The sequence below is a fragment of the Streptomyces sp. NBC_00354 genome, assembly GCF_036106915.1.
Taxonomy (GTDB): domain Bacteria; phylum Actinomycetota; class Actinomycetes; order Streptomycetales; family Streptomycetaceae; genus Streptomyces.
In genome coordinates, this window is the sequence record NZ_CP107983.1 from 2,880,124 (window position 1) to 2,906,612 (window position 26,489).

Genomic DNA, 26,489 nt, shown 5'->3' on the forward strand with positions numbered 1-26,489 from the left:
ACGCGCCATCGGCGAACGGGGCTTTCAGGGGCGAATCGCGTGGAGGCCCGTCGGTCGAGTAGCGTTGCCGACCATGCGTCTCGTCATTGCCCGCTGCTCCGTCGACTACGCGGGCCGGCTCACCGCCCATCTGCCCTCGGCACCCCGTCTGATCCTCGTGAAGGCCGACGGCAGTGTCTCGATCCACGCGGACGACCGGGCGTACAAACCGCTCAACTGGATGTCGCCCCCCTGCACCCTCAAGGAGGGGAGCGGGGACGAAGCCGGCGTCTGGACCGTCGTCAACAAGGCGGGTGAGAAGCTCATCATCACCATGGAGGAAGTCCTCCACGACTCCTCCCACGAGCTGGGCGTCGACCCGGGCCTGATCAAGGACGGCGTGGAAGCACACCTCCAGGAGCTCCTGGCGGACCGGATCGAAACGCTGGGCGACGGCTACACGCTGATCCGGCGCGAGTACATGACGGCGATCGGCCCGGTGGACATCCTGTGCCGGGACGCCTCCGGCGGGACGGTGGCGGTGGAGATCAAGCGCCGCGGCGAGATCGACGGCGTCGAGCAGCTGACCCGGTACCTGGAACTCCTGAACCGGGATCCGCACCTGGCGCCGGTGCGGGGCGTCTTCGCGGCCCAGGAGATCAAGCCGCAGGCCCGCGTCCTGGCCACGGACCGCGGCATGGACTGCGTGATCCTGGACTACAACGCCCTCCGCGGCATCGAGGACGACAAGCTCCGCCTCTTCTGATCCCTCTTCCGGGCCCTCTTCCGATTCCTCGGCTCGCCGGGCGGAGGGCGCGGCAGTAGCGTGGGAGGGGCACAACCCTCCATCGGCGGGCATGCGTCGGCGTGGTACGGCGCATGCGGTCCGCTCCGCCGAGGTTGCTGCTGTCGGCTGCGTCTCACCTTCTGCACAAGGAGGGCACACGCATGTCCACACCACCGCAACCCCCGTCATCGCCCGAGCCCTACCCGCAGTGGGGACAGGAGGGGCAGCCCGGCCAACCCGGCAGCCCGGACCCCACGGCGGACAGCAGGGCTGGTACGCGCCGCCGACGTCCCAGAAGACCAACACGTTGGCCGTCGTGGCATTCGTCATGTCGCTCCTCTGCGCGATACCGCTGGTCCCGCTGATCCTCGGCATCGTCGCCCTCACCCAGATCCGGGACCGCGGCGAGAAGGGCAGGGGCTTCGCCATCGCCGCCATCGTCATCCACAGCCTGACCCTCGTGTTCTATGCGGCCGTGCTGGCGTTCGGGTTCACCGGAGTGCTGGACGACGGGCCGGAGCGCGACACCACCGGCCAGGTGACGGCCCCGGGCTCCGGCGAGCTTCAGGACATCCGCATGGGGGACTGCTTCAACACGGACGACAAGATGCCGGAGGGCCAGAAGGACGCCGAGGCCTCCCTCTCGGTGACGATCGTGCCCTGCGACCAGCCTCACAAGGGGGAGGCGTACGCCGTCTTCGAGTTGGAGGACGGGCCGTTCCCGGGCAAGGACGAGGTCCACTCGACCGCCGAGGAGAAGTGCGACAGCACGGCGCTCGCCGATTACATGGGCGCGGGCGCGGCGCTCCCGGAATCGCTGGAGCCCTACTACTCCGCCCCCCGGGCCGGCAGCTGGGACCTCGGCCACCACAAGGTCACCTGCTTCGTGGCCGACCCCAGCGGTTCGAGCACCGGCTCGGTCCGCGCCGGCGATTGAGGCGGAAACGGTGAAAGGGGCGGCGCGGGGAGGCGTTGCTCCGGGTCAGGCCGTCGCGGACGGGTTGGCCGGGGTCGTGCTCGTCGGGGTCGGTGTCGGGGTCGGCACCGGAGGTGTCGTCGGCTGCGTCACGGTCGGCGTCGGCACCGGGTTCGAGGACGTGCCCGTCGGCCCCGTCGAAGACGGCGTGCGCGAGGGCTGCGTCGACGACGGCTTGCGCGACGGGGTGCGCGGCGACTGGTTCGGGTCCGGGCTGAGGCCGGGCTCCGGGGCGGCCGGCTCCGAAGCGTCCGGAGCCGTCGTCCCGGGATCCGGTGCAGGATCGTTCCCGCCCGTCCCCGGCACGCTGCCCGCACCGCCCGAAGTCCCCGCCGTCGGCGTCGAGGACACGGCCGGGCCGACCCCGCCCGCCGGGGTCTCGGGGTCCGAGCCCGTCATCGCCAGGCTCACCACCGTGCCCAGCACCACCACCGTCAGCGCTCCCGCCGCCGCCAGCAGCACCGGCTTGCGGCGCGGCTGCGCAGCCCGCACCGGCGCGGGCACGACCGGCGCGGCCACCGCCGGCTTCGGGTCGAGGGGGAAGGCCTCCTCGAACACCTCCGACAGCGTCGTCGGCGCCTCCGCCCGCCCGATCACCGGCACGACGGGTGCCACCGCAGCCACCGGAGTCACCCTCGCCACCGGAGTCGTCGGCGCCGTCTTCGACACCGCCGGCACCGCCGTCGTCACCGCTTCGGACGCCGTCCCCGACGCCGCAGCCACCGGCGGCTCCAGCCGCAGCGGCGGCGACACCTCCACGCCCGCCTTCTCGCGGTCCGTGACCAGCGCGAGCGCCCGCCGCCCGGCCACCGTGCCCCGCTTGTCGGCGAGAGCACCCTTCAGGCCTATCGACGCCTCCAGCTCGGCCCGCGCCCGGTCCAACCGCCCCTCGCACAGCGCGAGCACGCCGAGCTCGTGGTGGAAGTACGCCTGCTCCGCGACCTCTCCCGCCTTGCGCGCGGCCTCGGCCCCGGAGCGCAGCACCCGCTCCCACGCCTCCCAGTGCCGCGAGGCCGCGAACGCCGGGGCCGCGGTCCGGGCCAGCAGTACGGCGGCCACCACATCGGCGCCGGCCAGCGCGGCCAGCACCGCGTCGGCCTCCAAGGCGACCCGCTCCGGGGTCACCGAGGCGTGTCCGGTCCACCAGGCGTAGTGGCGGGCGGCCGTACGGGCCTCCTCCGCCGCGGTGTCCGCGAACCCGGCCTCCTCCAGCTGCCGTGCGACCCCGGCGGCCAGCCGGTAGCGCGTGCCGACCGGGGTGAGCAGTCCACAGCCCAGGAGTTCCGCGACCGCCGCGTCGGCGTGGGTGTCCCCCACGAGCGCCGGCAGGTGGGCGTGGTGCGGCATCTCCCCGCCCAGCGCGCAGGCGATCCGCAGCGCCGCCCGCGCCGACTCGCTGACCCGGGAGGCCAGCAGCTCGGCGGGGGCCGCGCCCTCGGACAGCGTCGGCAGCGCCACGAACGCGGCGTCGCGCGGCCGCTCCTCGAAGACGCCGGGCTCATCGTCGTCGTCCTCGGCGGAGGACTGGTTGCGCTCGTCGCGCTGGCGCAGCAGTGCCGCGGCCTGTACGAAGCGCAGCGGCAGCCCCTCGGACGCGAACCGCAGGTCTCCCGCCCAGGCGGTCTCCTCCTCGGTCAGCGGCCGTCCTGTGCCCGCCTCGAGCAGCTCCACGCAGTCGGCCCGGCCGAGGCCGCCGAGGAAGACCTCCTCGAGGTGCGAGTCGTCGGAGGGGGCGCGGGTGTCCGGGGTGGCGGCCAGCAGGTACGCGCACTCGGGCGTGGCACGCAGCAGCTCGTCGAGGGCGCTGCCGCCCATCTCCAGGTCGTCGAGAAGCACGATGGCGCCGATGTCCCGTACGCGGGCCAGGAGCTGGGTCCGCTCGGGCCGCTCGGCCGAGGCCTCGTACACGGCGGCGTACAGCGCGTGCAGCAGTTCACCGGCCTGCTGGTGTCCGTACCCGCTGAGCCGTATGACGCCGTCGGGCGCCAGGCCCGTGCAGTCGGCGGCGACCGCGTCGAGCAGGGCGCTGCGGCCGGATCCGGCGGGTCCGGTCAGCCGTACGGAACGGCCGCGGCCCAGCAGCCGTACGAGCCGCTCCCGTTCCTCCTCGCGCGCGAGGAACGGCGGGGCCGGGGCGGCGGGTCCGGGCAGGGCGGGCGGCCGTGCGGCGGCGTCCCGGGCGCTGCGGTCGGCGGCGTCGCGCTTGGTGGGGGCAGTGCCGCCGGTGCCGGGGCGGCGCGGCTCGATCTCGCTGCCGTCGACGGGGTTCACGGTCAGCGTGAAGTCCCCGGCGGTGAGCGTGACGATCCGCGCGACGGGGGCGGGAGTGGAGGCGGCGGCCGGTCCGGCTGCCGCGGAAGCCGTCGCGGCGGACGCGGGCGCCGTCGCGGGCTGCTCCACCGGTTCGGCCTGCCCCTGTGTGCGGTCCATGACCTGGTCCCCCGATCGCGCCCTGCGCCGTCGCCGTCGTGTCGTACCGTCCGGCCTTCGCACATTCCGCTGTCGCTACGGGTCCGGTTTCCGCCCGAACCCTAGACGGTGCCCGGTCGTACGGGGAACCGCAGGGGTGCCTTCACCACCGGACCGTTACGTTTCCGCAGGAAACGTGGGCGGCGGACCGCATCAGACCCGCGGGAGGGATTCCGCTTCCAGGCCGCCCTCGATCGCGAGGATGCGGTGCAGCCGGGTGGCGACGAGGAGCCGCTGCATCTGCGGCGGCACTCCGCGCAGGACGAGGCGGCGTCCGGTCCGGCCGGCCCGCCGGTGGGCTCCCATGATCACGCCGAGCCCGGTCGCGTCCCAGGAGTCGAGCCCGGTGAGGTCGAGCACGAGATCGCCGTGGCCGTCGTCGAGGGCGGTGTGCAGGGCCGTACGGGCGTCCGCCGCGCTGCGCACGTCGAGGCGGCCCCCGACAGCGAGTTCGGCGTGGTCGCCCCTGATGTGCATATGCGCTCCCGGCAGTCCTGGGTACGTAGGATCCGACTGGTCCGTGGTCGGCAACTCTCACTGCAACTGACTGCCGTGCGGGCAGGGAAGTTGCCGACCGTGAGCGAACCGATACCTAATTCACCCGTGCGGGTGCAGATATTCGAACTGGCGCCCAAACGCTCGGCGCCCGGACGGCTCGGCGGCTCAGTGCTTGTAGAAGCCCTGCCCGCTCTTGCGGCCGATGTCACCGGCGTCCACCATCCGGCGCATGAGCTCCGGCGGTGCGAACTTCTCGTCCTGGGACTCGGTGTAGATGTTGCTGGTGGCGTGCAGCAGGATGTCGACGCCGGTGAGGTCGGCGGTGGCGAGCGGCCCCATGGCGTGGCCGAAGCCCAGCTTGCAGGCGATGTCGATGTCCTCGGCGGAGGCCACGCCCGATTCGTACAGCTTCGCGGCTTCCACGACCAGGGCGGAGATCAGACGGGTCGTCACGAAACCGGCGACGTCGCGGTTTACGACGATGCAGGTCTTGCCGACGGACTCGGCGAACGCCCGCGTGGCCGCGAGGGTCTCGTCGCTCGTCTTGTAGCCGCGGACGAGCTCGCAGAGCTGCATCATCGGGACGGGCGAGAAGAAGTGCGCGCCGACGACCCGCTCCGGACGCTCCGTCACGGCCGCGATCTTGGTGATCGGGATGGCGGAGGTGTTGGACGCGAGGATCGCGTCGTCCCGTACGAGCTTGTCGAGCGTGCGGAAGATCTCGTGCTTGACCTCGAGCTTCTCGAAGACGGCCTCGACGACGATGTCGACGTCGGCGACGGCGTCGAGGTCGGTGGTCGTCGTGATGCGGGCGAGCGCGGCCTCGGCGTCCTCGGCCGTCATCTTGCCCTTGGAGACGAACTTGTCGTACGAGGCCTTGATCCCGTCGGTACCGCGGGTCAGCGCGGCATCGGTGACATCACGCAGTACGACGTCCCACCCCGCCTGAGCGGAGACCTGAGCAATTCCGGAACCCATCAGTCCGGCACCGATGACGGCGAGCTTCCCAGCCACTGCACACCCCACGTTCTTCAAATTCGGCCCAGCTTCGTAGCCTCTCCGGCGGAGACTAGCGCTCGCGCGGGGTCGTGTGACCGCGAAGTAACACGCGTCACGTCTCAACTGACGGACATCACACCGTCCGGCCGAGAACCCGTGCACGGCCCCACAGTTCACGCCCCGGCGGCGGCGAAGCGGCGGGCCAGCCCGCGCAGCCGTTCCAGTTCCTGTCGCGCGGCGGGCAGATGGCCCAGCTCAACCGCCATGGCGCCACGGCCCGCGAGGTAGTGGGCATCCGCCCGGGCAGACGCGTCCACGCCCGGCAGCGCGCAGACCTCCACTGCTCCCCTGCGCCGCGTCTCCGCAGGACAGTACGCCGGGCAGCGGCGGCCTCGCCCGGAATTTCCCCGGCGGGCCCGTCTACGCTGGCCGCATGGTGAACCTCACGCGTATCTACACCCGTACCGGCGACAAGGGCACGACCGCCCTCGGCGACATGAGCCGTACGGCCAAGACCGACCTGCGGATCTCCGCCTACGCCGACGCCAACGAGGCCAACGCGGCCATCGGCACGGCGATCGCCCTCGGCGGCCTGCCGGCGGATGTCGTGAAGGTCCTGGTACGGGTGCAGAACGACCTGTTCGACGTCGGCGCCGACCTGTGCACCCCGGTCGTCGAGAACCCCGAGTACCCGCCGCTGCGCGTCGAGCAGTTCTACATCGACAAGCTCGAGGCGGACTGCGACCTCTTCAACGAGCAGCTGGAGAAGCTCCGCAGCTTCATCCTCCCCGGCGGCACCCCCGGCGCGGCCCTCCTGCACCAGGCCTGCACGGTGGTCCGGCGCGCCGAGCGCTCCACCTGGTCGGCGCTGGAGGTGCACGGCGAGGTGATGAACCCGCTGACCGCGACCTACCTGAACCGCCTCTCCGACCTCCTGTTCATTCTGGCCCGTACGGCCAACAAGGAGCTCGGCGACGTCCTCTGGGTGCCGGGCGGCGAGCGCTGACCGCCACCGCCCCCACCGGGGGTCCGGGGGTCGCCCCCCGGGCCGGCACAGCATCCTGGCCCGTACGGCCAACAAGGAGGTCGGCGACGTCCTCTGGGTTCCCGGCGGCGAGCGCCAGCGCCAGGCGCTAGCGCTTGACCCCGGCCGGGCCCTCCTGCGGTTCCGCCACCGGGGCCTTGCGCGGCCACAGCGTGTAAGTGGTGGCGATCACGGCCTGGATGCCGAGCACCCGCAGGGCGGCGAACTGCCAGGTCTGCAGGCTGCCGGTGTCGGCCGCGTCGCCCACGTACCAGATCGCCGCCTGCAGCAGCCCGAGCGCGACGGCCGCGCCGGCCAGGGTGCGGGTCCACAGCTTCCACTCGTGGACCGCCCTGGCCTTGCCGTACTTCGGGCCGGGCGGCTTCGGGCCCCCGCCGAAGCGGTACGCCGCGTGCCGGTCGAGCCACTTCACCGTGTAGTGGCCGTAGCCGACGGTGTAGCCGATGTACAGCGCGGCCAGGCCGTGCGTCCAGCTCGGCTCGCCGCCGTTCTTGAGGTCCAGGGTGGTGACCACCAGCAGGACCAGCTCCAGCAGCGGCTCGCACAGCAGCACAGCCGCCCCGAGCCGGGGCATCTTCGCGAGGTAGCGCAGCGCCAGTCCGCCGGCCAGCAGCACCCAGAAGGCCACCTCGCAGGCGATGATCAGGGCGACGAGCACGGGAATCTCCCTTCCGTTCCGGTCGGCACGTCCGAGGCGACGACCACTGCATCCAGGCTCCCGTCCGATCCGAGCCCCTTCGTCGTCGCCGGTGACGAACCGTGACTGCATCCTTCGGTGTAGTGCCACGCCGCCCCGCCTCCGCCCCCGCGGCGACGCCCGGTGCTCCCCCCACCCTGTTGGATGGGACCGTGACCCCGACCATCACCGCCACGGCGCCCGCCAGGACCTTCCGCCCCCACCGCGACGACGTCCTCCTCGCGGTGCTCAGCGTGCTCGCGGGCCTGCTGCTCTGGTCGCTCGGCGTCTACAGCACGAGCAACCGGCACTTCTTCCCCGCCTGGGCGGCCCTGGTCCCGCTCCTCGTGCTCGGCCCGATGGAGCTGCTGCGTCGCACCGCGCCACGTGTCACCCTGGCCGTCGGCACCCTCGGGGTGGTCGCCGACCAGTTCACCGTGGGCAACCTCGCCACCGTCCTGATCTTCACGGACCTGATGTACGCGGCCGTCGTCTACGGCAAGCCCGTCATGGCCCGGCGGCTCCCGGTACAAACCGGCCTGATCACCATCGCCGTCACCGTCGCCTCCGTGGCCTGGCTGCGCACCCCGCAGGCCCTGATGATCGGCGTGGTCACCGGCATCGTGTGCTTCGGCCCGGCCCTGACCGGCGCCACCCTGCGCAACCACCGCGAGGCCGCCGAGGCCGCCCGGCTGCGCGCCGAGCAGACCGCGCTGCTGGCCGAGATGGACCGCAGCCAGGCCGTCGTCGCCGAGCGCGCCCGGATGGCCCGCGAGCTGCACGACATGGTGGCCAACCACCTGTCCGCCATCGCCATCCACTCCACCGCCGCGCTCTCCATCGACTCCCCCGCGACGAGCCGGGAGGCCCTCGGGGTGATCCGGGAGAACAGCGTGCAGGGGCTGGCCGAAATGCGCCGGCTGATCGGGCTGCTGCGGGACGCGGGTGCGGAGCAGGAGGCGGCCGCCACACCCTCCCTCGGCGGGCTCGACGCCCTGCTGGGGCAGGCCCGTGTCAACGGCGCCGCGAGCGGGCTGGACTTCGTACTCCTCGACGACCGGCCGCCCGGGGATCCGCTGCCGGCCCCCGTGGAGCTGGCGGCGTACCGGATCGTCCAGGAGTCGCTGACGAACGCCCTCAAGCACGCCGCCCCGGGCACGGTCCGGGTCCGCGTGAGCCGCGACGGCGCGGCCGGGGGGCTGCTGACCGTACGGGTGGACTCCCCGTACGGGAACCGCCCGGGCCCCCGCGCCCCGGGCTCGGGAGCCGGGCTGATCGGCATGCGCGAGCGGACGGAACTGCTGGGCGGGGAGTTCACGGCGGGACGGGACGGATCGGTGTGGCTGGTGCGGGCGGATCTGCCCGCGGACGAGAAGGCGGTGGCGGAATGAGCATCCGGGTCGTGGTGGCCGAGGACCAGAGCGCGGTACGGGCGGGCCTGGTGCTGATCCTGCGCAGCGCGGGCGACATCGAGGTCGCGGGCGAGGCGGCGGACGGGGAGGAGGCGGTGCGCCTGGCGCGGGAGCTGCGGCCGGATCTCGTCCTCATGGACGTGCAGATGCCGCGGCTCGACGGGGTGTCGGCGACCCGCCAGGTGGTCGCGGAGGGGCTGGCCGACGTCCTGGTGCTGACCACCTTCGATCTGGACGAGTACGTGTTCGGCGCCCTGCGGGCGGGGGCCGCGGGCTTCCTGCTGAAGAACGCGGAAGCGGCGGAGCTGATCGAGGCCGTACGGACCGTCGCGCGCGGGGAGGGTCTGATCGCCCCGGCCGTGACCCGGCGGCTGATCGCCGAGTTCGCGACTCCGCGGCCCGTGAAGGCCTCCGTGGCGCCGGAGACGGCCGCGGCGGTGGCCTCGCTGACGCGGCGGGAGCGGGAGGTGCTCGGCTGCCTGGGCGAGGGGCTGTCGAACGCGGAGATCGCGGTACGGCTGCAGATGGCGGAGGCGACGGTGAAGACACACGTCAGCAGGCTGCTGGGGAAGCTCGAGCTGCGCAGCCGGGTCCAGGCGGCCGTACTGGCCCAGGAGTTGGGCCTCTAGCGGACTCCTGGAGTGAAGGTCTGGACCTCTTGACGGTTGGTCCAGACCTTTCTACGCTCGCGGCAACTGTGGTGAGCGTGCCATGACAAGCGTGCTCACGGGCGGCGCAGGTCCCACCCCCATGTCGTGATCGGCCCCACGGCCACGACGGACCTACGGAGGAGCACCCTTGAGCACAGCACCCCCACCCCGCATCCGTCTGTTCAGAAGGCTCGCCGCGACCGTGGCCGCCTTCGCCCTGCCGATCGCCGGACTCGTGGCCCTGGCCGGCCCCGCCCAGGCCGCCGCCTCCGCGACGGCCACGTACCAGAAGGTCTCCGACTGGGGCACCGGCTTCGAGGGCAAGTGGACGGTGAAGAACACCGGCACCACCACCCTCACCAGCTGGACCGTGGAGTGGGACTACCCCTCCGGCACGACGGTCACCTCCGCTTGGGACGCCACCGTCACCAGCTCCGGCACCCACTGGACCGGCAAGAACGTCGGCTGGAACGGCACCCTCGCCCCCGGTGCCACGATCAGCTTCGGCTTCAACGGCGCCGGCTCCGGCGCCCCCAGCGGCTGCAAGGTCAACGGCGGCTCCTGCGACGGCGGCTCGACCCCCACCGACAGCCCGCCCTCGGCCCCCGGCACCCCCACCGCCAGCGGGGTCACCAACACCTCGCTGACCATCGGCTGGGCCGTGGCCACCGACGACAAAGGCGTCAAGAACTACGACGTCTACCGCGGCGGCGCCAAGGTCGCGACGGTCACGGGCACGAGCTACACCGACTCCGGCCTGACCAAGGGCACGACGTACACCTACAGCGTCGTCGCCCGCGACACCGCCGACCAGACGGGCCCTGCCTCCGGCTCCGTCTCGGTCACCACGACCGGCGGCACCAATCCCCCGGACCCGGGCGGCAAGGTCAAGCTCGGTTACTTCACCGAGTGGGGCGTCTACGGGCGCAACTACCACGTGAAGAACCTGGACACCTCCGGCTCCGCCGCGAAGATCACCCACATCAACTACGCGTTCGGCAACGTCCAGGGCGGCAAGTGCACCATCGGTGACGCCTACGCCGACTACGACAAGGCCTACACCGCCGACCAGAGCGTCGACGGCGTCGCCGACAACTGGGACCAGCCGCTGCGCGGCAACTTCAACCAGCTGCGCAAGCTCAAGGCGAAGTACCCGAACATCAAGGTGCTGTGGTCCTTCGGCGGCTGGACCTGGTCCGGCGGCTTCGGCCAGGCCGCGGCGAACCCGGCCGCCTTCGCCGACTCCTGCTACAGCCTGGTCGAGGACCCGCGCTGGGCGGACGTCTTCGACGGCATCGACATCGACTGGGAGTACCCGAACGCCTGCGGCCTGTCCTGCGACACCAGCGGCGCCGCCTCCCTGAAGAACGTACTGTCCGCGCTGCGCACCAAGTTCGGCAGCAGCAACCTGGTGACCGCCGCGATCTCCGCCGACGGCTCCAACGGCGGCAAGCTCGACCTCGCCGATTACGCGGGCGCCTCCCAGTACGTCGACTTCTACAACGTCATGACCTACGACTTCTTCGGCGCGTGGGACGCCCAGGGCCCGACCGCCCCGCACTCCCCGCTCACCTCGTACGCCGGCATCCCGATCGCCGGCTTCAACTCCGAGGCCGCCATCACCAAGCTCAAGGGCAAGGGCATCGCCGGCTCCAAGCTCAACCTCGGCATCGGCTTCTACGGCCGCGGCTGGACCGGCGTCACGCAGGCCGCCCCCGGCGGCGCCGCCACCGGGCCCGCACAGGGCACCTACGAGCAGGGCATCGAGGACTACAAGGTGCTGAAGGGCAGCTGCCCGGCCACCGGGACCGTCGCCGGCACGGCCTACGCCAAGTGCGGCAGCAACTGGTGGAGCTACGACACCCCCGCCACCATCGCCGGGAAGATGAGCTGGACCAAGCAGCAGGGCCTCAGGGGCGCCTTCTACTGGGAGTTCAGCGGCGACACGGCGAACGGCGAGCTCGCCAACGCGGTTCACACCGGTCTCCAGTGAGGTCATAACCAGTTCGGCCACGCACCGGACCGGTGAACGACGAAGCCGGGGAGACAGGGTCCGCCCCCCGTCTCCCCGGCTTCTTCACGTCATACGGCCTGCGTCAGGCCACGTTCACCCGCTGGCCTGGAGGCGCCGCCTCCAGCCAGGCCAGGAAACCGGTCAGTGCGTCCTCGCTCATCGCCAGTTCCAGGCGGGTCCCGCGGTGGACACAGCCGAGCACGACGGCGTCGGACAGCAGCGCCAGCTCCTCCTCGCCCTCGGGGGCGCGGCGGGCGACCACCTCGATGGAGGAGCGCTCCAGCAGCCGGCGCGGCCGCGGGGAGTACGAGAAGACGCGGAACCACTCGATGCGGTCACCGCTGTAGCGGGCGACCCCGTACACCCAGCCCTTGCCGGAGATGTCGGGTTCCTCGGACACGCCCCAGCGCAGGCTGCAGTCGAAGGTGCCGCCGGAACGCTGGATGAGTCTGCGGCGCAGTCCGAAGACAAACAGCCCGATCACCACCAGGGCTACGACCAGGCCGCTCACAAGCAGAGCGAGGAGCATCTTCACCGACCTCCTCGCTCATCGAATACGCACCAACGAAAAACGGACGTACATCGCCTCAGCCGCGACCCGGTCTGGAAAATTCCAGCACGGACCGCGGCTGAGGTCGCACACTCTTCGGTACGGGGCTCAGTGCCCCGTTACCGCGCGCAGCCGGACATCGGCGCGACGCTCGGCGGCCGCATCGGCCTCCGACTTCGCGCGCTCCAGTGCCCGCTCCGCCCGCTGGACGTCAATCTCGTCAGCAAGCTCGGCGATCTCGGCCAGCAGGGACAGCTTGTCGTCCGCGAACGAGATGAAACCGCCGTGCACCGCGGCGACGACAGTGTTGCCGTCGCTGGTGCGGATGGTCACCGGGCCCGATTCCAGCACACCGAGAAGCGGCTGGTGACCGGGCATGACGCCGATGTCGCCGGACGTGGTGCGGGCGACAACAAGGGTGGCCTCGCCGGACCAGACATTGCGGTCCGCCGCGACCAGCTCGACGTGCAGCTCAGCAGCCAAGGTGGCTCCTCGGGTCACCACCCGGCGGGTCAGCCGGGTGTTGGGTCAAATTCTAATGGGCGTGGGGAGAGGGACGGGACACACCCGCCCCTCTCCGTCAGTCAGCTGTGCTCGCGAGGAGCGCGGCTTCAGGAGACGCCCAGCTCCTTGGCGTTGGCCTTCAGGTCCTCGATGCCACCGCACAGGAAGAACGCCTGCTCGGGGAAGTGGTCGTAGTCGCCGTCGCAGATCGCGTTGAACGCCACGATCGACTCCTCGAGCGGAACGTCCGAACCGTCGACGCCGGTGAACTGCTTGGCGACGTGGGTGTTCTGCGACAGGAAGCGCTCGACGCGACGGGCACGGTGGACAACGAGCTTGTCCTCCTCGCCCAGCTCGTCGATACCGAGGATCGCGATGATGTCCTGGAGGTCCTTGTACTTCTGGAGGATCCCCTTGACGCGCATCGCCGTGGCGTAGTGGTCCGCCGCGATGTACCGCGGGTCGAGGATGCGGGACGTCGAGTCCAGCGGGTCCACGGCCGGGTAGATGCCCTTCTCGGAGATCGGACGGGAAAGAACCGTCGTCGCGTCGAGGTGGGCGAAGGTGGTCGCCGGCGCCGGGTCGGTCAGGTCGTCCGCGGGGACGTAGATCGCCTGCATCGAGGTGATCGAGTGACCACGGGTCGAGGTGATGCGCTCCTGGAGGAGACCCATCTCGTCGGCCAGGTTCGGCTGGTAACCCACCGCGGAGGGCATACGGCCGAGCAGGGTCGACACCTCGGAACCCGCCTGGGTGTACCGGAAGATGTTGTCGATGAAGAACAGCACGTCCTGCTTCTGCACATCGCGGAAGTACTCCGCCATGGTCAGACCGGCAAGCGCGACGCGAAGACGCGTGCCCGGCGGCTCGTCCATCTGGCCGAAGACGAGCGCCGTCTTGTCGATGACGCCGGAGTCGGCCATCTCCTCGATGAGGTCGTTGCCCTCACGGGTACGCTCACCGACGCCCGCGAAGACCGACACACCGTCGTGGTTGTTGGCGACGCGGTAGATCATTTCCTGGATCAGAACGGTCTTGCCGACACCGGCACCACCGAACAGACCGATCTTTCCACCCTTGACGTACGGGGTGAGAAGGTCGATGACCTTGACGCCGGTCTCGAACATCTCGGTCTTCGACTCGAGCTCGTCGAAGCGAGGGGCCTTGCGGTGGATCGGCCAGCGCTCGGTGACCTCGGCGTTCGCCTCGGGGTAGTTCAGCACCTCACCGAGGGTGTTGAACACCTTGCCCTTGGTGAAGTCACCGACGGGGACGGTGATGCCCTCGCCCGTGTCGGTCACCGGGGCCTGGCGGACCAGACCGTCGGTCGGCTGCATCGAGATGGTACGGACGAGGCCGTCACCCAGGTGCTGCGCGACCTCGAGGGTCAGGGTCTTGAGCTTGCCGTCCTCGGCCGGGTCTGCGACCTGGACCTTGAGGGCGTTGTAGATCTCGGGCATGGCGTCGACGGGGAACTCCACGTCGACGACCGGGCCGATGACCCGGGCGACGCGGCCCGTGGCGGCGGCCGTCTCAACAGTGGTCGTCATTACTTGTCACTCCCCGCGGTCGCGTCAGCCATGGCGCTCGCGCCACCGACGATCTCGCTGATTTCCTGGGTGATTTCGGCCTGGCGGGCCGCGTTGGCAAGCCGGGAGAGGCTCTTGATGAGATCCCCGGCGTTGTCGGTGGCCGACTTCATCGCGCGGCGGCGGGCGGCGTGCTCGGAAGCGGCCGACTGCAGCAGTGCGTTGTAGATGCGGCTTTCGACGTATCGCGGCAGCAGGGCGTCGAGGACGTCCTCCGCCGACGGCTCGAAGTCGAACAGCGGAAGGATCTCGCCCTTCGTACCGCTCTCCTCCGCAGCCTTGTCGAGGCTGAGCGGCAGCATCCGGCCGTCGACCGGGTTCTGCGTCATCATCGACACGAATTCCGTGTAGACGATGTGCAGCTCGTCGACGCCACCCTCGGCCGTCTCCGTCTGGATGGCTTCGATCAGCGGCCCGGCGACGCGCTTGGCGTCGGCGTAGGCCGGGCTGTCGGTGAAGCCGGTCCACGAATCCGCGACCTTGCGCTCGCGGAAGCCGTAGTAGGCCAGACCCTTACGGCCGACGATGTAGGTGTCGACCTCCTTGCCCTCGCCGCGCAGCCGCTCGGTGAGCCGCTCCGCCTGCTTGATGGCGTTGGAGGAGTAGCCGCCGGCCAGACCGCGGTCGCTCGTGATGAGCACGATCGCGGCACGGCTCGGCTGCTCGACCTCGGTCGTCAGGGCGTGCTTGGTGTTCGAACCGGTCGCCACCGCGGTCACCGCACGGGTGAGCTCGGTCGCGTACGGCATCGACGCCGCCACCTTGCGCTGCGCCTTGACGATGCGCGAGGCGGCGATCATCTCCATCGCCTTGGTGATCTTCTTGGTCGCCGTGATGGCACGGATGCGACGCTTGTAGACCCGGAGCTGCGCTCCCATGAGTCAGGTCCCTTCCGTCGTCACTTGGAGACGTTGACGGCCGGTGCGTCCTCGCCCAGGAGCTTGCCGTCCGAGGTCTCGAACTGGCGCTTGAAGCCGGCGATGGCGTCCGCGATGGAGGACAGGGTGTCGTCCGACATCTTGCCGCCGTCCGCGATGGAGGTCAGGAGGTCCTTGCGCTCGCGGCGCAGGTGCTCCAGCAGCTCCGACTCGAAGCGGCGGATGTCGTTGACCGGGACGTCATCCATCTTGCCGGTGGTGCCGGCCCAGACGGAGACGACCTGCTCCTCGACGGGCATCGGCTGGTACTGGCCCTGCTTCAGCAGCTCGACCAGGCGCTTGCCGCGCTCCAGCGAGGACTTCGAGGCGGCGTCCAGGTCGGAACCGAAGGCGGCGAACGCCTCCAGCTCACGGTACTGGGCGAGGTCCAGACGCAGACGGCCGGAAACCTGCTTCATGGCCTTGTGCTGGGCGGAGCCACCGACGCGGGAGACCGAGATACCGACGTTCAGCGCCGGGCGCTGGCCCGCGTTGAACAGGTCGGACTCCAGGAAGCACTGGCCGTCGGTGATGGAGATGACGTTGGTCGGGATGAACGCCGACACGTCGTTCGCCTTGGTCTCGACGATCGGCAGACCGGTCATCGAACCGGCACCCATGTCGTCGGACAGCTTCGCGCAGCGCTCCAGCAGACGGGAGTGCAGGTAGAAGACGTCACCCGGGTAGGCCTCGCGGCCCGGCGGGCGGCGCAGCAGCAGCGACACGGCGCGGTAGGCGTCGGCCTGCTTCGACAGGTCGTCGAAGATGATCAGGACGTGCTTGCCGGCGTACATCCAGTGCTGGCCGATGGCGGAACCGGTGTACGGCGCCAGGTACTTGAAGCCGGCCGGGTCGGACGCCGGGGCGGCGACGATCGTCGTGTACTCGAGCGCGCCGGCGTCTTCCAGGGCGCCGCGGACCGACGCGATGGTCGAGCCCTTCTGGCCGATGGCGACGTAGATGCAGCGAACCTGCTTGTTCACGTCGCCCGAGCGCCAGTTGTCGCGCTGGTTGATGATCGTGTCGACGGCCAGAGCGGTCTTACCCGTCTGACGGTCGCCGATGATCAGCTGACGCTGACCACGGCCGACGGGCACCATGGCGTCGATGGCCTTGTAGCCGGTCTGCATGGGCTCGTGCACCGACTTACGGACCATGACGCCCGGAGCCTGCAGCTCCAGGGCGCGACGGCCTTCGGTCGCGATCTCGCCGAGACCGTCGATCGGGTTGCCGAGCGGGTCGACGACGCGGCCGAGGTAGCCCTCGCCGACGCCGACGGAGAGCACCTCACCGGTGCGCTGCACCGGCTGGCCCTCCTCGATACCGCTGAACTCGCCGAGGACGACCGCACCGATCTCGCGCTCCTCGAGGTTGAGGGCGAGACCGAGGGTGCCGTCCTCGAACTTCAGCAGCTCGTTCGCCATGGCGGAGGGCAGGCCCTCCACCTTCGCGATGCCGTCGCCGGCAACGCTGACCGTTCCGACCTCCTCGCGCGAGGCCGCGTCCGGCTGGTACGACTGGACAAAGTTCTCCAGTGCGTCCCGGATCTCCTCCGGCCGGATCGTGAGCTCCGCCATCTGGGTTCCCTGCTCTCCTTGTTGGGCCTGAAGCTTCTTAGGGGTCTGGGGGCGACCCCCAGGAATCTTCTGCAAGTTCTGCACGGCCCAACCGGGCCGCTGGAAATGCGTTGTTCTATTGGTGGCTGGTCAGCCGGCCATGCGGCGCGACGCCTCGGCGAGGCGGTCCGCGATGGTGCCGTCGATGACCTCGTCGCCGACTCGCACCGAGATCCCGCCGAGGACCTCGGGGTCCACGTCGAGGTTCAGGTGCATCTGGCGGCCGTACAGCTTGGCCAGCACCGCGCCGAGACGCGCCTTCTGCACGTCGCTGAGCGGAACCGCGCTGGTCACGGTGGCGACCATGCGGTCACGACGCTCGGCGGCGAGCTTGGAAAGGGACTCGAGTCCCGCTTCCAGGCTACGTCCACGCGGGTGCGTGACGAGACGCGTGACGAGACGCGCGGTGACGGCGTTCGCCTTGCCGCCGAGCAGGCTGTCCAGCAGCGTGCTCTTGGCGGCGACGGTGGCCGCCCGATCGGTCAGCGCGGCACGCAGCTCGGTGTTCGAGGCGACGATCCGGCCGAAGCGGAACAGCTCGTCCTCGACGTTGTCGAGCGCGCCCGCCTGCTGGGCCGCCGTGAGGTCGGCGGTGGCCGCCAGCTCCTCGAGCGAGTCCACCAGGTCGCGGGACTGCGACCAGCGGGACCGGGCCATGCCCGACACCAGGTCGAGGGTTTCCCCGTCGACCTGGGTACCCAGCAGTCGACGCACCAGCTCGGCCTTGGCCTCGCCGGACTGCGCCGGGTCCGTGATGACCCGACGCAGCGAGACCTCACGGTCGAGCAGCGCGGTGACGGCAGCCAGCTCACCGGCGAGCTTCGCCGCGTCGACGGACGTGTTGTCCGTCAGCGCGTCGAGACGCTCGCGCGCGGAGGCCAGCGCCTCGCGGCTCGCTCCGTTCATCGGGCCGCCTCGGCCTTCTCCTCGAGCTCGCCGAGGAAGCGGTCGATCGTGCGGCTCTGCCGGGCGTGGTCCTCGAGGGACTCGCCGACGAGCTTTCCGGCCAGGTCGGTGGCGAGCTTGCCCACGTCCTGACGCAGTGCCTGCGAGGCAGCCTTGCGGTCGGCCGCGATCTGGGCGTGGCCGGCAGCGATGATCTCCTCACGCTGCCGCTGGCCCTCTGCGCGCAGTTCTTCCTTGAGCGCAGTGCCCTGCTCCAGCGCTTCCTGGCGCAGGCGCGCGGCCTCGTGCCGGGCTTCGGCGAGCTGGGCCTTGTACTGCTCCAGCACGCTCTGGGCCTCGGTCTGAGCGGCTTCCGCCTTTTCGATACCGCCCTCGATGGTCTCGCGACGCTCTTCCAGAACCTTGTTGATGTTCGGGAGGAGCTTCTTCGCGAGGAAACCGAAGACGATGACGAAGGCGATCAGACCGATGACCAGCTCGGGGATCGGCGGGATGAGGGGGTTTTCCGCCTCTTCCGCCGCGAGCTGAACCAGAGGGTTCACATCAGTGCCTTCCGTCTAAAGGGTCTGTTCGCTACCGGATCAGCTGGTCGGGTAGACGAACGGCATGACCAGACCGATGAGGGCGAGCGCCTCACAGAAGGCGAAACCGAGGATCTGGTTGGCGCGGATCAGGCCGGCGGCCTCGGGCTGGCGGGCCAGGGCCGAGGTGCCGTTACCGAAGATGATGCCGACGCCGACGCCGGGGCCGATGGCGGCGAGGCCGTAGCCGATCGAGCCGAGGTTGCCCTTGATTTCGACGCCAGCGGCGAGGGTCTGCGCGAGAGCGGACATGCCGGTTCTTCCTTCTCTTTCATGGACCGGTGGGGGTTGGCCACCGGACGTCTGATGGTTTGGGGGTGGGCGGTCAGTGGTGCTCGGCGACGGCGCCCTGGATGAAGCTGCAGGCCAGCAGCACGAAGACGTAGGCCTGGACAGCCTGGATGAAGAGCTCGAACGCGGTCATGACGATGACCATCACGAACGACACACTCGCGTAGGCAATGCCGATGCCGTTCAGCAGGTACCAGCTGGCGATCGTGAAGAGCAGCAGCAGGGTGTGACCGGCGAACATGTTCGCGAACAGACGGACCGCGTGCGTGAACGGGCGGACGATCACGTTCGAGAAGAACTCGATGAGCATGACCAGCGGCAGGATCCCGCCGAGCGACTTGTCGTAGCCCGTGAGGTTCTTGAGACCGCCGACGAACCCGTGACGCTTGAACGTGACCGACATCCACATGAAGTAGATGACGAGAGCCAGGGCGGCCGGGTACGCGATGACCGAGGTCACCGGGAACTGGGCGAGCGGGATGATCGACCAGAGGTTCATCATCCAGACGAAGAAGAAGGTCGCCACCATGAAGGGGACGTACTTCTCGCCTTCCTTCCTGCCCAGCGTCTCGTAGACGATGCCGCGGCGCACGAAGTCGTAGCCGGCCTCGCCGACCATCTGGAGCTTTCCGGGAACCAGCTTCGGCTTGCGGAATGCCGCCCAGAAGAATCCGACGATGACGACGGTCCCGAGCAGGGCGAGCAGCATCGTCTTGTTGAAGTAGACGTTGCTGTTCGCGTCGCCGAAGATCGGCTCGAACATGAACGAGTGCAGGCCAGGAGCCGGGAAGCCACAGCCGTCGAAGATGTGGCAATCGGTCTCGAAGGCGAGCACCTGCGTCGGGTCAGCACTCACCGCGGGCTCCTTCAGCGTGGCGCATAGGTACGGCAACCTCGTTGTGTCGGCGCGGCGCGCAGCCGCGGTTCGGCACGGGACTGGTCTTACGGATGTGGGGGCGGCTTGCAGGCATAGAGCCTCGCGATTGAGCAGGCGTCAGCTCAGATGCCCGCGCCCGCGATGCCGCAGTTGGCACCGGACGATAGCAGGATCTCGAACGAGCACTTATTCCGCCCCTACCGTTCACGACGAGGACCCCGTGTTTTCGGGCTTGTCACCCTTGTCACCCTTGGCGGCTTCGGGCTCGACGTAAAGGATCTTGGCCTTCATGTGCGCGCGCGCTTGCGCAGCGATCCAGACAAGCGTCGCTGCGACGAGTGTGATCGCGAATGCCTTGGGGTTGAACAACGTCGTGTCTCGGAAGACGGCGACGAAGACGAAGAGCAGCAGAATCTGGGTCGTGTACAGGACGAGACCCATCATCTGAAACAGATGCGGCAGCGATCGTGCCGTGCGTTGCAGGACGACGAAGCCGATCCCCATGAAAAGAATCACGACCAGAGTCGCAATGACAGCCCCGATCGCCCCCTTGCTGCCCGCGACGACACCGCTGACGATTGCGGCGATGGCGCCGGCGACGGCAGTGGGTACAGCGGTGTGCAGAAGGGATCGGGCGTCATCGGACAGCATGGCGCATGGCTCCGCGTGGTGGTGGGGGTATACGGGACTCGTACGGGACGAGCGTAAGCCCGGGCCGAGATCGAGCCTCGGGCCAATGGACCGTCGCACTACGGTCCTTCGGCTCTGTCGCCGGGTTTAGTGAACGGTATCACAAACTATTTGATGAGAGCTTTACCTGCGAAGTGTGCTGACTGTCACACATGAGAGCTAACCCGCCCGTGTGTGCGCGACAAGCCGCCGTTGTGTGTGCTAAAGGACGCCCATGTCGGACATGCGCTGCGGCCGTCAGCGCGTCGACTCCGCCTTACGCCGGTCGGGGAAGCGCGAACGGGGGCCTACCGCGGTCGCTCCGTTGACGCCCGAGACGCCGACCCTGACCGGCCTGGCGGGCTCCGGCTCGCGACCCGAGGCATCCTGCGCGGCCGCCTCGGCGGCGCGCTCCGCGTGCCGGTAGCGGGGCGGGACCAGACCCTCGGCCCACCGCGGGGCGCGCGGGGTGAAGCGCGGCAGGAGCAGCAGGATCAGGCCCACCGCGCTCAGCGCGACGATGGCGAGCACGATCCACATCGAGGCGGAGTGCACCGAATAGGCCACCGCGCCGAAGGCGATCAGCCCCGACCAGAAGTACATGATCATCACCGCACGGCTGTGCGAATGCCCGAGTTCCAGCAGCCGGTGGTGCAGGTGCCCGCGGTCGGCCGCGAAGGGCGACTGGCCCTTCCACGTACGCCGCACGATGGCCAGGATCAGGTCCGCCATCGGGATCGCAATGATCGTCAGCGGGAGCAGAAGCGGAATGAAGACCGGGAGCATCGCGTGCGTGGCGTTGCGCTCGCCGCCGGCGAACAGGGCCATGGTGTCCGGGTCCACCTGCCCGGTGATCGAGATCGCGGAGGCGGCGAGCACCAGCCCGATCAGCATCGATCCGGAGTCGCCCATGAAGATCCGGGCCGGATGCATGTTGTGCGGCAGGAAGCCCAGGCACATGCCCATCAGGATCGCGGCGAACAGCGTCGCGGGCGCGGCCGCCTCGATCCCGTAGCCGAACCAGATCCGGTACGAGTACAGGAAGAACGCCGCGGCTGCGATGCAGACCATGCCGGCGGCCAGGCCGTCGAGGCCGTCCACGAAGTTCACCGCGTTGATGGTGATCACCACGAGGGCCACGGTGAGCAGGTTGCCCTGCCACTGGGTCAGCGCGACCGTCCCGATGCCCGGGACGGGGATCCACAGCATCGTCAGACCCTGCATGACCATCACACCGGCGGCGATCATCTGCGCGCCGAGCTTGATCAGGGCGTCGATCTCGAACTTGTCGTCGAGCACGCCGATCAGCCAGATCAGGGCCGCTCCGGAGAGCAGCGCCCGCGGTTCGTTCGACAGCTCGAAGACGCCGTTGAGGCTGCGCAGGTGGTCGGCGACCAGCAGCCCCGCGCACAGTCCGCCGAACATGGCGATGCCGCCGAGCCGCGGAGTGGGCTCGCGGTGCACGTCGCGGGCGCGGATCTCCGGCATTGCACCGGCCGCGATCGCGAACTTCCGCACGGGCCCGGTGAGCAGGTAGGTCACCGCGACCGTGACGCAAAGCGTCAGCAGATATTCACGCACGGGCTGCCCCAGATGTATCGCCGGCCATCTCAGCCCCACACATTAGCTGCGATGTACCCCTCACCGAGGACGCGAGGGGGCGGTATCCCGGTTGCGGTACGCCCCGCTTGTCCGCCTTACGCCCCGTACGGGGGAAATCCGCGCGTCAGCTCGGCCACTTCCGCGCGGGGGTTCGCCGGTTCCCCGCGCAGTGCGGCGGTGAACAGGGCGGCGATCCGGGCCATCTCGGGCTCCCGCATGCCCTGGGTGGTGACGGCCGCCGTACCGAGCCGGATGCCGCGCTGGTCCCCGTACGGGAGGGCGCAGGTGTCCAGCACGATGCCTGCGGCGGCGAGCCGGCCGCGGGCGGTCGCACCGTCGATGCCGAGCGGGGCCGGGTCGGCGGTGATCAGATGGGTGTCGGTGCCGCCCGTCGTCACCGCGAAGCCGTTGGCCGCGAGCGCATCGGCCAGCACCCGGGCGTTGGCCACCACCCGATGGGCGTACGTGGTGAACGCGGGCGCCGCGGCCTCGCCGAAGGCCACCGCCTTGGCGGCGATGGTGTGCATCTGGGCGCCCCCCTGTGTGAAGGGGAACACCGCCCGGTCGATCCGCTCGGCGAACTCGGCGCCGCACAGGACCATCCCGCCGCGCGGGCCGCGCAGCACCTTGTGGGTCGTCGCGCAGACGATGTCGGCGTACGGGACGGGGCTGGGCGCGGCCCCGCCCGCGACGAGCCCGATCGGATGGGCGGCGTCCGCAATGAGGTAGGCCCCGACCTCGTCGGCGATCTCCCGGAACACCGAGTACTCCGGGTGCCGCGAGTAGGAGATCGACCCGCAGACGATCGCCTTGGGCCGGTGCGCCCGCGCCAGCTCCTGCACCTGCCGGTAGTCGATGAGGCCGCTCTCGGCATCGACCCCGTACCCGACGAAGTCGAACCAGCGTCCGGAGAAGTTGGCCGGCGAACCGTGGGTGAGGTGCCCGCCGTACGGGAGCCCCATCGCCAGCACCGTGTCCCCGGGCCGCAGCAGAGCGGCGTACGCGGCCAGCACGGCGGCGGAACCGGAATGCGGCTGCACGTTGGCGTGCTCGACCCCGAACAGCGCGCGGGCCCGCTCGACGGCCAGCCCTTCGGCGAGGTCCGCGTACTCGCAGCCGCCGTGGTACCGATGGCCGGGATAACCCTCGGCGTACTTGTTGGCGAGCGCCGAGCCGAGCGCTGCCAGCACGGCGGGCGAGGTGAAGTTCTCGGCGGCGCTCAGCTGCAGGGTGGTGGCCTGGCGCTGCGCCTCCCCTGCGAGCACGTCGGCCATCTGCGGATCCTGCTGCCGCAGCAGGTCCGTGGGCGGGGTGATGACGCTCATGGCGACTCCCAGTGGCCGGTCCCGGATAGGCCCACTCTAGGCCCGGGGCCCTGATCCCGCCCTGCGGAGAAGCCCGTCAGCGCCGGGTCGTGACGCCCGTCAGGGCCGTGACCACCGGGTCGAGCGCCTGGTTGATCTCGTCGCCGATCGAGCGGAAGAAGGTGATCGGCGCCCCGTACGGGTCGTACACCTCGTCCGCGTCCGGCGAAGGTGCCAGCAGCCACCCGCGAAGCGCGGCCGCAGCCCGCACCAGGGCACGGGCCCGCTCGGCGACACCGTCGTCCAGCGGCGGCAGCGTGGCCGGATCTATGGCCCGCACCAGCCGCGTGAACTCCTTCAGCGTGAACGTCCGCAGCCCCGCCGAGTGCCCCATCGAGATGACCTGCGCACGGTGGTCGCGCGTAGCGGTCAGCACCAGGTCGGCGCGTATGACGTGCTCGTCGAGGAGCTCCCGCCCGGTGAAACCGGAGGCGTCCGCACCGAAGTCCGCGAGCACGGCCGCCGCGTTCGCCTCCATCGGGGCTCCCTCGTGGCCCCAGGTCCCCGCGCTCTCCACGATCAGGTCGCTCGCCGGGATGCCCCCCAGCCGGTGCGCCAGCGCATGCCGGGTCAGCCGCTCGGTGATGGGCGAGCGGCACACGTTGCCGGTGCTGACGTGGAGGATGCGGAAGGTGCCCCCTCCGGCCGCCGCCGGGTGGGAGTCCCCCCAGCCGTGGCTGCCGCCGGAGGTGTGCCCGCTTGCTATGCCACGCCCCTGAGGGCTCACGGGGCCACCTCGAGGTCGGGTACGACCTCCCGCAGCTGCTCGGCGGTCAGCGCCCCCTCGCGCAGCAGGACGGGAACCTTCCCGGTGACGTCGACGATCGACGACGGCTGGATCCCGGGCGTCGGACCGCCGTCCAGGTACACGGACACGGAGTCGCCCAGCATCTCGCGCGCCGCGTCGCAGTCCTCCGGCGCCGGGTGCCCGGACAGGTTCGCCGAGGACACGGCCATCGGGCCGACCTCGGTGAGCAGCTCGATGGCGACGGGGTGCAGCGGCATGCGGACGGCCACGGTGCCGCGGGTCTCCCCCAGGTCCCAGGCGAGCGAGGGCTGGTGCTTGGCAACCAGCGTCAGCGCGCCCGGCCAGAAGGCGTCGACGAGCTCCCAGGCCTGCTCGGAGAAGTCCGTGACGAGGCCGTGCAGGGTGTTCGGGGAGCCGATGAGCACCGGGGTCGGCATGTTGCGGCCGCGCCCCTTGGCGGCGAGCAGGTCACCGACGGCCTCTGCGCTGAAGGCGTCCGCGCCGATCCCGTAGAGGGTGTCGGTGGGCAGCACGACAAGCTCGCCGCGGCGCACGGCGGATGCGGCTTCACGCAGGCCCGTCTTGCGGTCCGTCGCGTCGTTGCAGTCGTATCGCCGGGCCATCAGCGGGACTCCTCGTGCAGCAGGGGGGTGGAGGGGTGGGTCGCGCCCGTCACGGCAGGGCCTTGCGGGCGGTGGCGAAGCGCGGGCGGTTGTTCAGGTCGGGATGGTCGGCGGCGTCGGCCCAGCCGCGCTCCTCCGCGAAGATCCACGGGACCTGCCCGCCCTGCGTGTCGGCGTGCTCGATGACGACGATGCCGCCCGGCCGCAGCAGCCGGTGCGCGGTGCGCTCGATGCCGCGGATGGTGTCGAGGCCGTCCTCACCGGAGAAGAGGGCCATCTCCGGGTCGTGGTCGCGGGCCTCGGGGGCCACGTACTCCCACTCGGTGAGCGGGATGTACGGCGGGTTCGAGATCACCAGGTCGACCTGCCCGTCCAGCTCGGGCAGCGCGCTCAGCGCGTCGCCCTGGTGGACGGTGACCCGGGAGCCCTCGGCGTTCTTGCGGGTCCACCGCAGGGCTTCCTCGGACAGCTCGACCGCGTGCACGCGCGAGCGCGGCACCTCCTGCGCCATGGCCAGCGCGATGGCGCCGGACCCGGTGCACAGGTCCACGATCAGCGGTTCGACGACGTCCATCGCCCGGACGGCGTGTATGGCCCAGTCCACCACCGACTCGGTCTCGGGCCGGGGCACGAAGACCCCGGGCCCGACCTGGAGCTCCAGGTACCGGAAGAAGGCGCGGCCGGTGATGTGCTGGAGCGGCTCGCGCGCCTCGCGGCGGGCGACGGCCTCCCAGTAGCGGGCGTCGAAGTCCGCGTCCTTGACGTGGTGCAGTTCCCCCCGCTTGACGCCGTGCACGAAGGCCGCGAGCTCCTCCGCATCGAAGCGCGGTGAGGGCACGCCGGCGGCGGCCAGCCGCTGGGTGGCCTGGGCCACCTCGGCAAGCAGCAAGTTCACGCTGGTCCTCCGGGCTGCTGTCGTACGGGGGTGGTGCGGGGGTGGAGCTGGTCAGGCGGGGATCAGTGCGCGGACGCCAGCTTGGCGGCCGAGTCCGCGTCGACGCAGGCCTGGATCATCGAATCGAGGTCGCCGTCGAGCACCTGGTCCAAGTTGTACGCCTTGAATCCGGTCCGGTGGTCCGAGATCCGGTTTTCCGGGTAGTTGTACGTACGGATCTTCTCGGAGCGGTCGACCGAGCGCACCTGGCTGCGGCGCACGTCGGAGGCCTCCTGCTCGGCGGCCTCCTGGGCCGCGGCCAGCAGGCGCGACCGGAGGATGCGCATCGCCTGCTCCTTGTTCTGGAGCTGGCTCTTCTCGTTCTGGCAGGAGGCGACCACACCGGTCGGGACGTGCGTGATGCGCACGGCCGAGTCGGTGGTGTTGACGGACTGGCCGCCGGGGCCCGACGAGCGGTACACGTCGATGCGGAGGTCGTTCATGTTGATCTCGACCTCGACCTCCTCGGCCTCCGGGGTGACGAGCACGCCGGCGGCGGAGGTGTGGATGCGGCCCTGGGACTCGGTGGCCGGAACACGCTGGACGCGGTGCACGCCGCCCTCGTACTTCATACGGGCCCAGACGCCCTGGCCGGGCTCGGTGGCACCGTTGCCGCCCTTGGTGCGGACGGAGACCTGGACGTCCTTGTAGCCGCCGAGCTCGGACTCGGTGGAGTCGATGATCTCGGTCTTCCAGCCCACGCGCTCTGCGTAGCGCAGGTACATGCGCAGCAGGTCGCCGGCGAACAGGGCGGACTCGTCGCCGCCCGCGCCCGCCTTGATCTCCAGGAGCACGTCCTTGTCGTCGCTGGGGTCGCGCGGGACGAGCAGCAGGCGGAGCTTCTCGGTGAGCTCCTCGCGCTGCGCGCTCAGTTCCTTCACCTCGGCCACGAAGTCGGGGTCGTCGGCCGCGAACTCCTTCGCCGTCTCGATGTCCTCGGCGGACTGCTTCCAGGCACGGAAGGTCGCGACGATCGGGGTCAGTTCCGCATAGCGCTTGTTGAGCTTGCGCGCGTTGGCCTGATCCGAGTGGACCGAAGGGTCGGCGAGCTTCTTCTCAAGGTCGGCGTGCTCGCCGACCAGTTCCTCGACCGCCTCGAACATCGGGGGCTCCTGGGGTGAAAAGTACGAAAAAGGGCTGCGGGACGACAAAGGCGCCGGTCCGGCTGCCCCCGTGTGGACAGGGTGCAGCCGGGGTCCGGCGCCGGGGGCTC

27 protein-coding genes and 1 pseudogene are annotated in these 26,489 nt (G+C 70.3%); 7 read left to right on the plus strand and 21 right to left on the minus strand.

Annotation, left to right across the window (positions count from 1 at the left end; genetic code table 11):
* The first annotated feature begins 73 nt into the window (after positions 1-73).
* Positions 74-745 (plus strand): endonuclease NucS, encoded by a 672-nt coding sequence (nucS, locus tag OHT74_RS12540; RefSeq protein ID WP_266625384.1) that lies wholly within the window; start codon positions 74-76, stop codon positions 743-745.
* A 337-nt stretch (positions 746-1,082) separates the two neighbouring features.
* A complete protein-coding gene (locus OHT74_RS12545; RefSeq protein ID WP_328620273.1) occupies positions 1,083-1,703 on the plus strand; it encodes a DUF4190 domain-containing protein in 621 nt (206 codons plus the stop codon).
* 45 nt (positions 1,704-1,748) lie between these two features.
* Here OHT74_RS12545 and OHT74_RS12550 read toward each other — a convergent pair whose 3' ends face one another.
* The 4 genes from OHT74_RS12550 to OHT74_RS12565 form a co-directional block, all read right to left on the minus strand.
* Complete coding sequence (locus tag OHT74_RS12550) at positions 1,749-4,172, minus strand: ATP-binding protein (RefSeq protein ID WP_328620274.1); 2,424 nt, start codon at positions 4,170-4,172, stop codon at positions 1,749-1,751.
* A 192-nt stretch (positions 4,173-4,364) separates the two neighbouring features.
* On the minus strand, positions 4,365-4,688 hold the full coding sequence (locus tag OHT74_RS12555) for an STAS domain-containing protein (RefSeq protein WP_030153791.1): 324 nt from the start codon (positions 4,686-4,688) through the stop codon (positions 4,365-4,367).
* 186 nt (positions 4,689-4,874) lie between these two features.
* Positions 4,875-5,723 (minus strand): 3-hydroxyacyl-CoA dehydrogenase family protein, encoded by an 849-nt coding sequence (locus OHT74_RS12560; RefSeq protein WP_030295254.1) that lies wholly within the window; start codon positions 5,721-5,723, stop codon positions 4,875-4,877.
* Between the two features lie 158 nt (positions 5,724-5,881).
* A complete protein-coding gene (locus OHT74_RS12565; RefSeq protein WP_328620275.1) occupies positions 5,882-6,025 on the minus strand; it encodes a hypothetical protein in 144 nt (47 codons plus the stop codon).
* Positions 6,026-6,141: 116 nt separating this feature from the next.
* Between OHT74_RS12565 and OHT74_RS12570 the strand changes: the two genes are divergently transcribed.
* Together OHT74_RS12570 and OHT74_RS12575 are read left to right on the plus strand one after the other, a co-directional pair.
* Positions 6,142-6,714, plus strand: coding sequence for a cob(I)yrinic acid a,c-diamide adenosyltransferase (locus OHT74_RS12570; RefSeq protein ID WP_266663670.1), 573 nt, complete (start codon positions 6,142-6,144; stop codon positions 6,712-6,714).
* 52 nt (positions 6,715-6,766) lie between these two features.
* Positions 6,767-6,829: pseudogene (locus OHT74_RS12575) on the plus strand (cob(I)yrinic acid a,c-diamide adenosyltransferase); the annotation flags it as partial.
* Positions 6,830-6,841: 12 nt separating this feature from the next.
* On the opposite strand, the gene OHT74_RS12580 reads toward OHT74_RS12575, so the two are convergent.
* Positions 6,842-7,411, minus strand: coding sequence for a hypothetical protein (locus OHT74_RS12580; protein ID WP_328620276.1), 570 nt, complete (start codon positions 7,409-7,411; stop codon positions 6,842-6,844).
* Between the two features lie 179 nt (positions 7,412-7,590).
* Between OHT74_RS12580 and OHT74_RS12585 the strand changes: the two genes are divergently transcribed.
* From OHT74_RS12585 to OHT74_RS12595, 3 genes are all read left to right on the plus strand, one after another.
* Positions 7,591-8,820: a sensor histidine kinase gene (locus tag OHT74_RS12585; RefSeq protein WP_443047367.1), complete on the plus strand. Its 1,230-nt coding sequence runs from the start codon at positions 7,591-7,593 to the stop codon at positions 8,818-8,820.
* Positions 8,817-9,470, plus strand: a complete 654-nt coding sequence (locus OHT74_RS12590; protein WP_266663676.1) for a response regulator — start codon at positions 8,817-8,819, stop codon at positions 9,468-9,470. Before OHT74_RS12585 ends, OHT74_RS12590 begins: the two co-directional genes overlap by 4 nt.
* Positions 9,471-9,639: 169 nt before the next feature.
* A complete protein-coding gene (locus tag OHT74_RS12595; protein ID WP_399243762.1) occupies positions 9,640-11,484 on the plus strand; it encodes a glycosyl hydrolase family 18 protein in 1,845 nt (614 codons plus the stop codon).
* Positions 11,485-11,587: 103 nt separating this feature from the next.
* Here the strand turns inward: OHT74_RS12595 and OHT74_RS12600 are convergent, their stop codons facing one another.
* The 16 genes from OHT74_RS12600 to prfA form a co-directional block, all read right to left on the minus strand.
* The gene (locus OHT74_RS12600; protein WP_030295266.1) at positions 11,588-12,034 is read right to left on the minus strand and encodes a DUF2550 domain-containing protein; all 447 of its coding nucleotides are present in this window, start codon (positions 12,032-12,034) and stop codon (positions 11,588-11,590) included.
* Positions 12,035-12,163: 129 nt separating this feature from the next.
* Positions 12,164-12,538 carry a F0F1 ATP synthase subunit epsilon gene (locus OHT74_RS12605; RefSeq protein WP_266663679.1) on the minus strand — a complete coding sequence of 125 codons (375 nt, stop codon included), beginning with the start codon at positions 12,536-12,538 and terminating at the stop codon, positions 12,164-12,166.
* A 128-nt stretch (positions 12,539-12,666) separates the two neighbouring features.
* A complete protein-coding gene (atpD, locus tag OHT74_RS12610) occupies positions 12,667-14,109 on the minus strand; it encodes a F0F1 ATP synthase subunit beta (RefSeq protein ID WP_328620277.1) in 1,443 nt (480 codons plus the stop codon).
* Positions 14,109-15,026, minus strand: a complete 918-nt coding sequence (locus OHT74_RS12615; protein ID WP_328620278.1) for a F0F1 ATP synthase subunit gamma — start codon at positions 15,024-15,026, stop codon at positions 14,109-14,111. The genes atpD and OHT74_RS12615 overlap by 1 nt, the downstream gene beginning before the upstream one ends.
* Before the next feature lie 20 nt (positions 15,027-15,046).
* Entirely contained in the window at positions 15,047-16,642 is a 1,596-nt protein-coding gene (gene atpA / locus OHT74_RS12620) for a F0F1 ATP synthase subunit alpha (RefSeq protein WP_266663685.1), read from the minus strand.
* A gap of 129 nt (positions 16,643-16,771) precedes the next feature.
* Positions 16,772-17,587, minus strand: coding sequence for a F0F1 ATP synthase subunit delta (locus OHT74_RS12625; protein WP_266663687.1), 816 nt, complete (start codon positions 17,585-17,587; stop codon positions 16,772-16,774).
* Complete coding sequence (locus OHT74_RS12630; RefSeq protein ID WP_266663689.1) at positions 17,584-18,129, minus strand: F0F1 ATP synthase subunit B; 546 nt, start codon at positions 18,127-18,129, stop codon at positions 17,584-17,586. Before OHT74_RS12630 ends, OHT74_RS12625 begins: the two co-directional genes overlap by 4 nt.
* Before the next feature lie 39 nt (positions 18,130-18,168).
* Positions 18,169-18,420 (minus strand): F0F1 ATP synthase subunit C, encoded by a 252-nt coding sequence (locus tag OHT74_RS12635; protein WP_266663691.1) that lies wholly within the window; start codon positions 18,418-18,420, stop codon positions 18,169-18,171.
* 73 nt (positions 18,421-18,493) lie between these two features.
* Positions 18,494-19,315, minus strand: coding sequence for a F0F1 ATP synthase subunit A (gene atpB / locus OHT74_RS12640; protein WP_266663693.1), 822 nt, complete (start codon positions 19,313-19,315; stop codon positions 18,494-18,496).
* A 225-nt stretch (positions 19,316-19,540) separates the two neighbouring features.
* A complete protein-coding gene (locus OHT74_RS12645; RefSeq protein WP_266663695.1) occupies positions 19,541-19,987 on the minus strand; it encodes a hypothetical protein in 447 nt (148 codons plus the stop codon).
* Positions 19,988-20,263: 276 nt separating this feature from the next.
* Positions 20,264-21,586 (minus strand): MraY family glycosyltransferase, encoded by a 1,323-nt coding sequence (locus OHT74_RS12650; protein WP_266663697.1) that lies wholly within the window; start codon positions 21,584-21,586, stop codon positions 20,264-20,266.
* A gap of 116 nt (positions 21,587-21,702) precedes the next feature.
* Complete coding sequence (gene glyA / locus OHT74_RS12655; protein ID WP_266663698.1) at positions 21,703-22,932, minus strand: serine hydroxymethyltransferase; 1,230 nt, start codon at positions 22,930-22,932, stop codon at positions 21,703-21,705.
* Positions 22,933-23,008: 76 nt separating this feature from the next.
* Positions 23,009-23,698 (minus strand): arsenate reductase/protein-tyrosine-phosphatase family protein, encoded by a 690-nt coding sequence (locus OHT74_RS12660; RefSeq protein WP_443047368.1) that lies wholly within the window; start codon positions 23,696-23,698, stop codon positions 23,009-23,011.
* Positions 23,695-24,342: an L-threonylcarbamoyladenylate synthase gene (locus OHT74_RS12665; RefSeq protein WP_008738155.1), complete on the minus strand. Its 648-nt coding sequence runs from the start codon at positions 24,340-24,342 to the stop codon at positions 23,695-23,697. Before OHT74_RS12665 ends, OHT74_RS12660 begins: the two co-directional genes overlap by 4 nt.
* 49 nt (positions 24,343-24,391) lie before the next feature.
* Positions 24,392-25,237: a peptide chain release factor N(5)-glutamine methyltransferase gene (gene prmC, locus OHT74_RS12670; protein ID WP_054224694.1), complete on the minus strand. Its 846-nt coding sequence runs from the start codon at positions 25,235-25,237 to the stop codon at positions 24,392-24,394.
* A gap of 62 nt (positions 25,238-25,299) precedes the next feature.
* Positions 25,300-26,379, minus strand: a complete 1,080-nt coding sequence (prfA, locus tag OHT74_RS12675) for a peptide chain release factor 1 (protein WP_266663699.1) — start codon at positions 26,377-26,379, stop codon at positions 25,300-25,302.
* Positions 26,380-26,489: the final 110 nt, after the last annotated feature.

Coding starts and splice junctions, on each gene's coding strand:
- OHT74_RS12550 (WP_328620274.1), bottom strand. CDS start 4,172: ATGGACCGCACACAGGGGCAGGCCGAACCGGTGGAGCAGCCCGCGACG.
- OHT74_RS12600 (WP_030295266.1), bottom strand. CDS start 12,034: ATGCTCCTCGCTCTGCTTGTGAGCGGCCTGGTCGTAGCCCTGGTGGTG.
- OHT74_RS12645 (WP_266663695.1), bottom strand. CDS start 19,987: ATGCTGTCCGATGACGCCCGATCCCTTCTGCACACCGCTGTACCCACT.
- prfA (WP_266663699.1), bottom strand. CDS start 26,379: ATGTTCGAGGCGGTCGAGGAACTGGTCGGCGAGCACGCCGACCTTGAG.
- OHT74_RS12625 (WP_266663687.1), bottom strand. CDS start 17,587: ATGAACGGAGCGAGCCGCGAGGCGCTGGCCTCCGCGCGCGAGCGTCTC.
- OHT74_RS12590 (WP_266663676.1), top strand. CDS start 8,817: ATGAGCATCCGGGTCGTGGTGGCCGAGGACCAGAGCGCGGTACGGGCG.
- OHT74_RS12555 (WP_030153791.1), bottom strand. CDS start 4,688: ATGCACATCAGGGGCGACCACGCCGAACTCGCTGTCGGGGGCCGCCTC.
- OHT74_RS12635 (WP_266663691.1), bottom strand. CDS start 18,420: ATGTCCGCTCTCGCGCAGACCCTCGCCGCTGGCGTCGAAATCAAGGGC.
- OHT74_RS12570 (WP_266663670.1), top strand. CDS start 6,142: ATGGTGAACCTCACGCGTATCTACACCCGTACCGGCGACAAGGGCACG.
- OHT74_RS12665 (WP_008738155.1), bottom strand. CDS start 24,342: ATGGCCCGGCGATACGACTGCAACGACGCGACGGACCGCAAGACGGGC.
- atpD (WP_328620277.1), bottom strand. CDS start 14,109: ATGACGACCACTGTTGAGACGGCCGCCGCCACGGGCCGCGTCGCCCGG.
- OHT74_RS12615 (WP_328620278.1), bottom strand. CDS start 15,026: ATGGGAGCGCAGCTCCGGGTCTACAAGCGTCGCATCCGTGCCATCACG.
- glyA (WP_266663698.1), bottom strand. CDS start 22,932: ATGAGCGTCATCACCCCGCCCACGGACCTGCTGCGGCAGCAGGATCCG.
- nucS (WP_266625384.1), top strand. CDS start 74: ATGCGTCTCGTCATTGCCCGCTGCTCCGTCGACTACGCGGGCCGGCTC.
- atpA (WP_266663685.1), bottom strand. CDS start 16,642: ATGGCGGAGCTCACGATCCGGCCGGAGGAGATCCGGGACGCACTGGAG.